7 protein-coding genes and 1 pseudogene are annotated in these 6,136 nt (G+C 78.2%); 6 read left to right on the top strand and 2 right to left on the bottom strand.

The window, feature by feature from the left end; all coding sequences use genetic code 11:
- The 4 genes and pseudogenes from BJP25_RS35540 to BJP25_RS14740 form a co-directional block, all read left to right on the top strand.
- Positions 1–240 (top strand): annotated as a pseudogene (locus BJP25_RS35540) (signal recognition particle-docking protein FtsY); the annotation flags it as partial.
- Positions 241–287: 47 nt separating this feature from the next.
- Positions 288–788 (top strand): RNA polymerase sigma factor, encoded by a 501-nt coding sequence (locus BJP25_RS14750; protein ID WP_075975851.1) that lies wholly within the window; start codon positions 288–290, stop codon positions 786–788.
- Positions 781–1,185, top strand: a complete 405-nt coding sequence (locus tag BJP25_RS14745) for a hypothetical protein (protein ID WP_143219086.1) — start codon at positions 781–783, stop codon at positions 1,183–1,185. The genes BJP25_RS14750 and BJP25_RS14745 overlap by 8 nt, the downstream gene beginning before the upstream one ends.
- Before the next feature lie 42 nt (positions 1,186–1,227).
- Entirely contained in the window at positions 1,228–3,384 is a 2,157-nt protein-coding gene (locus BJP25_RS14740; RefSeq protein ID WP_143219085.1) for a hypothetical protein, read from the top strand.
- 47 nt (positions 3,385–3,431) lie between these two features.
- On the opposite strand, the gene BJP25_RS14735 is transcribed toward BJP25_RS14740, so the two are convergent.
- Positions 3,432–4,019, bottom strand: a complete 588-nt coding sequence (locus BJP25_RS14735) for a hypothetical protein (RefSeq protein ID WP_075975498.1) — start codon at positions 4,017–4,019, stop codon at positions 3,432–3,434.
- Positions 4,020–4,141: 122 nt separating this feature from the next.
- Here BJP25_RS14735 and BJP25_RS36440 point away from each other — a divergent pair, with 122 nt between their 5' ends.
- Both BJP25_RS36440 and BJP25_RS14725 read left to right on the top strand, forming a co-directional pair.
- Positions 4,142–5,026 carry an MSMEG_6728 family protein gene (locus BJP25_RS36440; protein ID WP_075975497.1) on the top strand — a complete coding sequence of 295 codons (885 nt, stop codon included), beginning with the start codon at positions 4,142–4,144 and terminating at the stop codon, positions 5,024–5,026.
- An 82-nt stretch (positions 5,027–5,108) separates the two neighbouring features.
- A complete protein-coding gene (locus tag BJP25_RS14725) occupies positions 5,109–5,546 on the top strand; it encodes an ATP-binding protein (protein WP_075975496.1) in 438 nt (145 codons plus the stop codon).
- Positions 5,547–5,667: 121 nt separating this feature from the next.
- Here BJP25_RS14725 and BJP25_RS14720 read toward each other — a convergent pair whose 3' ends face one another.
- Positions 5,668–6,135: an ATP-binding protein gene (locus BJP25_RS14720; RefSeq protein ID WP_084794020.1), complete on the bottom strand. Its 468-nt coding sequence runs from the start codon at positions 6,133–6,135 to the stop codon at positions 5,668–5,670.
- Between the last annotated feature and the right edge of the window lies 1 nt (position 6,136).

The raw sequence follows: 6,136 nt of genomic DNA, 5'->3' as shown, positions 1-6,136 counted from the left end.
CCCGCCGTTCCCGCCCTGCCCGCCCCGCCCGCGCCCGAGGTCACGCCCGCCCCCGAGGTCAGGCGGGCCCCGGAGGTCACGCCCGCCCACCCCGCACCCGTGCCCCCGCGCCCCGCGCCCACCGCCGCCCCCGCGCGACCCGCACCCGTGCCCCCGCGCGTCGCGCCGACGGCCGTGCCCGCGCGCCCGGCGCCCGCGGTCGAGCCCGCCCGGCCCGCACCCGCGCGGGCTGAGCGCTGATCGGCACCGGGGAACGCGCCGGGGCGGTGCCGGTGCAGGATGGCCCGGTGCGCAGCCGGGGCGACGACGCCGCCTTCAGCGCGTGCTTCGAGCGGCACGCCGCCGGGGTGCGCGCCACCGCGTACCTGCTGTGCGGCGACCGGCACCGGGCCGAGGACCTCACCCAGGCCGCGTTCCTCAAGCTCTACCTGGCCTGGGACCGCGTCGACGACCCCGAGCACCTGACCTCCTACCTGCGCACGCTGGTGGTCCGGGTGTTCCTGGGCGAGGCCAGGCGCTCGTGGTGGCGCCGGGAGCGGGCCACCGGGGACCCGCCGGAGCTGGCGCAGCCCGTGGGCGACCCGGACGACCGCCTGCTGGCTTGGCAGCTGGTGGCGGCGCTGCCGCCGCGCCAGCGCGCGGTGCTGGTGCTGCGCTTCTGGCAGGACCTCGACGTCCGGGAGACCGCGGCGGCGCTGGGCTGCTCGGAGGGCACGGTCAAGAGCCAGACGGCCAAGGCGCTCGCGACCCTGCGGGCGCGGGTGGCGGGAGGGGGTGCGCGTGGCTGAGTTCGGCGAGGACGAGGTCAGGTCCGCGTTCGAGCGGGCCCAGCAGGACTACCTGCCCACGGGGCGCACCACGGCGGAGTCGGTGATCGCCCGGGGGGCGCGGGTGCGCGCCCGCCGCCGCGCGGTCGCGGTCGCCGGGTCGGCCGCCGCGGTCGTCGGCGTGCTCGTGGGCGGCGTCCTGCTGCTGCGGCCGCCGGACCCGGGCACGGTGCCGCCGGGCGAGCCGGTGATCACGTCGGTCACCACCCCGGCGACCGCTCCGGCGAGCACCACAGCGCCCTCGGTCGTGCTGCCCACCCCGGCGCTGCCGGGGCCACCCGCGGCGCCGCCGGTGCCGCGGTCGGCGGACCCGCCGCGCGGTGCCCTGGAACCGTCCGCCTCCCCCAGGACCCGGTGAGGGCACCGGGTCCTGTCGGTGGGGATCGCTACGCTCGGGCGCGTGGGCGAGGACGTGTCGGGAGTGGAGCGAGACCGGGTCGCCGGGCCGGGCTGGGCCGGGTCCGGGTGGGACGAGCCGGACTGGGGCGAGCTGGAGCACGCCTACGGGACGGCGGAGGACACCCCCGGCCTGTTGGCGGGCTTGCGGGGTCCCGGCTGGTCGGCCGCGGCGGACGAGCTGTGGGGCTCGATCCTGCACCAGGGCAGCGTGTACCCGGCGACGCTGGCCGCCGTCCCGGTGCTGGTGCGGCTCGCGCACGACCCGGGCGCGCCGGGGCGGTCGGCCGCGCTCCAGCTGCTCGCGGGCTACGCGGAGTCGATCGCCTTCGGGGCAGCCCAGAACGACCTGTACCTGCCCGAGCACGTCGACGTCGAGCGGTTCGACGTGGACGCCCGCGCCGTGCTGGCGCGGGCCGCGGCGGACCTGCTGCCGCTGCTGTCCGATGAGGACCCGCGGGTGCGCGCCGGGGTCTGCGGGGTCGCCGCCCACCTGGACAGTCCTGAGTGGTCGGACGCGGTCCGCGCGCGCTTCGACGTGGAGGACGACGCCGCGGTCGCCGTGGCGCTGGTCGAGCCGCTGGCCCGGCGGGGGCGGCTGGACCACCGGGTGCTGGCCGCCCTGCTGGAGCGCGGGGACGACGCGGTCACGTTCGCGGCGGCGTGGGCGGCTGTCGCGTGCCGCGCGGACGTCCCCGGCGCGGCCGAGCAGGTGGTCCGGCTGTGGTCGGCGCACTCCGCGGGGTACCCGGCGCAGGGCCGCAGCTCGTTGCAGCTGCTGGTGCAGGAGGCGGGCGCGCACGCGGTCCCGGTCGTGCGGGGGGTCGCGGCGCTGGTCCCCGTCGACGAGATGGTGCGGGTGTGGCGGGAGCTGGGCGCGGTCTCGCGCTCGGCCACCCCGCTCGCGCTCGACGGCCTCCTGGCCCTGGTCGACGACCTCGCGGCCGCCGGGAACGCGCGCGCGTCGACCGCCGCCGTCGACGCCATCGCCACCCTCCTGCCGTGCGTCCCCGACCGCCGGGTCGAGGGCTGCGACGCGATCGCCCGCCTCGGGCGGGGCGCCCCCGACCTGTGCGCCACCGCCGCCGTCGCCCTGTTCGACCAGCGCGACGAGCGGTGGGCGGCGATCGCGGAGGCCGCCGTCGAGACCACCGGGCTGCCGATGGCCGCGCGCGGCCCGACCGCCCGGTCGTCGCTGCCTGCCGCGCTGAACGGCTACCCGGTCAGCCGCAAGCCGCTGGCGTGGGCGGCGGAGGCGGTGGTGGCCCTCGCGCGCCGAGCCGTCCGCGCCTTCCCGGACGCCGCGGGTGGCTGGGCGTCGCTGGTGGGCAGGCTCCCCGCCACGCCCGAGGTCGTCGACGTGCTGGTGGCGGCCGTCGAGCACGCGCCCGCCGCCGCCGCGGAGGCGTTGGTGGACATGGAGGTCCCCGCCGGGTCGCGCGAGGCGGTGCGCCGCGCGCTGGCCGGGGTGGACCTGGACGGGGTCGACGAGTGGGCGGCGTCGAAGGTGCTGGTCGCGCTCGGCCGGTTCGACCCCGCCCAGTACGAGCGGGCGTGGGCCGTGCGGGAGAGTTCGCTGGTGCTGCGCGAGTGGGCGGCCCACCCGACCCCGGGACTGGCGGCCGCGTGCCTGGCGCTGCTGGACGGGGAGGCCCGGGTCGCCCACGACGGGCGGGCCTGCCAGCTGATCGCCGCGCGGGTCGTGGTCGCGGGCGGTGATCCGGAGCGGGCGTGGCCCACCGTGCGGGCCGTGCTGGAGTCCGCCGGGCAGCGGTTCACCGAGGCGGTGGCCGTCGCGCGGGAGTTCCCGGAGCACCGCGCCGAACTGGTGGCGCTGCTGCGCGGGTTCACGGTGACCGCGCCGGACGACCTGTTCGGACCGGACCACCGGGCCGCGATCGCCGCGGCGGAGGCGTTGCAGGAGATGGACGAGATCACACCGCAGGAGGCCGTGGACTGCGCGGTGCGGGCGGTGTTGGCCGACCAGTGGCCCGGGGCGGTGGAGGTCGCCGCCCGGGTGATCGAGCGCGGTCTGCGCGCGGGTGCGGCAGGCGTCGGGGAGCTGCGGGCGAGGCTGGAGCTGGACGAGCGGGTGTGGGGCAGGGGCGAGGTCGCGGACGACGAGCGCAACCGCGCCGTGCTGACGGCGGCGCTGGGCTGACGACCCGGGGGGTGGTGGGCCCACAGGCGGGCCCACCACCCCCGTGGTCAGCGTTCGACCTGGTGGCGGTACTCGTCGACCTGCTCGGGCGTGGGGTCCACGCCCGCGGCGTCGGCGAAGTCCTCCGGGTCGTCGAAGTCCTCTGCGGACTCCGCTCCCGCCAAGGCGTTCTCCACCGCGGCCACCACGTCGGGGTGGCCGAGCGGGAGCGGGGCGGCGACCCGGTCCGCACTGCCCCCGACGCTGGCCGAGATGAGCCGGACCTCGGTACCCCGGTCGTGCAGGGCGCCCCGGCGCTCGGCCGTGCGCCGCATCCACTCCTCGGCCGCCGACAGCGCGGGGGCGCCCGGCGGCAGCGCCTCGGTGCCCGGGTCCACCAGCAGCACCGCGCTGGGGGCCAGGTCCGTCCGCTCGGCCAGGTCGAGGGCCGCCTCGGCCTCCGCCCCGCCCGCGACCACAGCGTAACCGCCGTCCAACCCGGCCACCAGCGCGTCCCAGCGCGCCGCCGCGTCCTGGTCGCTGCCGATCCACACGACCTCGTGGTCGGCCGCCAGCGACAGCCAGGAGGCGGGCACCTCGCTGTGCGGGGCGGACACCTCCGGGTCCAGCACCACGATCGCCGACACGTCGTCCACGGCTGCTCCTTCCCTACCCGGTCCCTGACCCCGCTCGGGTGCCCCCTGCCCGGCGGGGCAAACCCCCCGTCCGGTTGGACCGGGGCCGCGCGGGGAAGCCCGGCGGGGACGAGAGGAGCACCGTGCAGACCTTCCTGCCGAACCCCGACTTCGCCGCCTCGGCGGCCGCCCTGGACCGGGGGAGGTTGGGCAAGCAGCGGGTGGAGACCGTGCAGATCCTGCGCGCGCTGGTGTGGCCGGTGTACGGGTGGAAGAACCACCCCGCGGTGGCGATGTGGCGCGGGTTCACCCCCGCGCTGACCCTCTACGGGCTCGCCACCTGCGCCCGGTGGGTCGAGCTGGGCCACGCCGACACGGTGGCCGCGCAACTGCTCGCCTTCACCGGCGGCGAGGTGCCCGACCCCCGGGTGCTGGCGGCCGAGGGGCAGCTGCCGCCCTGGTTGGGCGACCCCGCTGTGCACGGCAGCCACCGCGCGGCCCTGCTGCGCAAGGACCCCGAGCACTACGGGCCGCTGTTCGACGACGTCCCAGAGGGCGCGGCCTACACCTGGCCGCTGCCCGCCTACCCGCGCTGGCCGGTGCGCCGCGGCCACGACCGGGCGCTGACCGCCGCCGCGGCCGTCGACCTGCTCGGGGTCGACGTGCCGCTCGACCCGTTGGTGGACGTGTGGGAGGGCGGCGCCGTGGTGCTCGACGGGCACCCCGTGCAGAACCGCGACACCGCGCTGGCCGCGGCCTTGTGCACGGCGGGGCGGACGGCGTGGGTCACCGACGACCCGCTGCCCGCCTTGGCCCCCGTGCGCTTGGCGGAGGTGCCGCGACCGCACTTCGGTGGCAGCAGGCAGCCCGACCCGGCCGCGGTCGAGGCCATGACCGCCGAGCACGCCGTGCGCCCGGACGTGCTGTTCCTCCGCGACGGCGACGCGCTGCCCGCCGACGTCGGGCTGGTGGTCCGCGACCACGCGGGCGTCCTGCGGCTGGAACCGGCGCGCTCACCGGTCCGCTGACGCCCGGGCGGGTGCCGCGCGGGCCTGTCCGGTTCCCCCGTTCCGGGGTGTGAGGCCCGTCGGGACTTGGTACCCCACGGCCATGCCGGACAACGCGCTAGGGCTCGACGGTCACCACGAGGCGGGCCGCACCACCGGCGAGGTGGCGATCGACACGTCGCTGAGCTGCGAGGACCTGGCCGCGGTGCGGGGGGCCATCGCCGACGTCCTCGACGGCAGGCCCCGCGGGTTCGTCGGGGACGTGCAACTGGTCGCGACCGAACTCGGCGCCAACGCCTGCGACCACGCCGACGCGCCCCGGCACCTGGTGCTGCGCCGGGAGGTGCACGACGAGCGCGGCGCCGAACTGGTCATCGAGGTGCGCGACGCCACCCCCGGGCGGCTGCCGGTGGTCGGCGTCTCGCGCTTCGACGAGACGCGGGGCCGGGGCATGCGGATGGTCGAGGCGGTGTGCAACGACTGGGGCGTGCGGGAGGAGGACGGCGTCAAGGTCGTCTGGGGGCGGCTGCCCATGCCGTGAGCCCGCGCGCAACCCGGTCCGCAGTGGACGATCCGATCGGGTGGCCCCGCGTGGCGGACGGCGGTGACGGCGCCCCCGGCGGGTAGTTTCCCCGGTGTGGGCGGGGTTCGGAACGCTGACCTCAGACTCCGGCCCCGCCCGCACCGGCCGGGCGCGCGCGCAGCACCGCCCACACCGTCTTGCCCTCGCTCCGGGTGCTGACCCCCCACACCTCGCTGAGCGCGGCCACCAGCACCATGCCCCGCCCGCCGGTGCGCTCCAGGTCGAAGTCGAGCACCGCGGGCAGCGCCGGGTCCCGGTCGTCGACCTCCACGCACACCGCGTCGTCGGCGGTCAGGTGCACCCGCACCGCGGCGACCCCGCCACCGTGCACCTGGGCGTTGGCCAGCAGCTCCGCGCACACCACGTGCACCCGCCCCAGCACCTCCCCGCCCAGCCTGGCCAGGTCGGCCGAGAGCACCCGGCGCAGGTCCCCGGGCGCGGGCCGCACCCGGCCCGAGGCGTCGACCAGGGTGGCCACGACCCGCTCCACCGGTCGGGCTGCGACCGCCCGGCCGTTGACGTACTCCCGGGGGACCCCGCTGGGCACG

Origin of the sequence: Actinokineospora bangkokensis (assembly GCF_001940455.1) — a bacterium.
GTDB classification, from domain to species: Bacteria; Actinomycetota; Actinomycetes; order Mycobacteriales; family Pseudonocardiaceae; genus Actinokineospora; species Actinokineospora bangkokensis.
The sequence above is the reverse complement of the archived record's forward strand: the minus strand, read 5'-3'. Positions and strand labels throughout refer to the sequence as shown.

Coding starts and splice junctions, on each gene's coding strand:
- BJP25_RS14725 (WP_075975496.1), top strand. CDS start 5,109: ATGCCGGACAACGCGCTAGGGCTCGACGGTCACCACGAGGCGGGCCGC.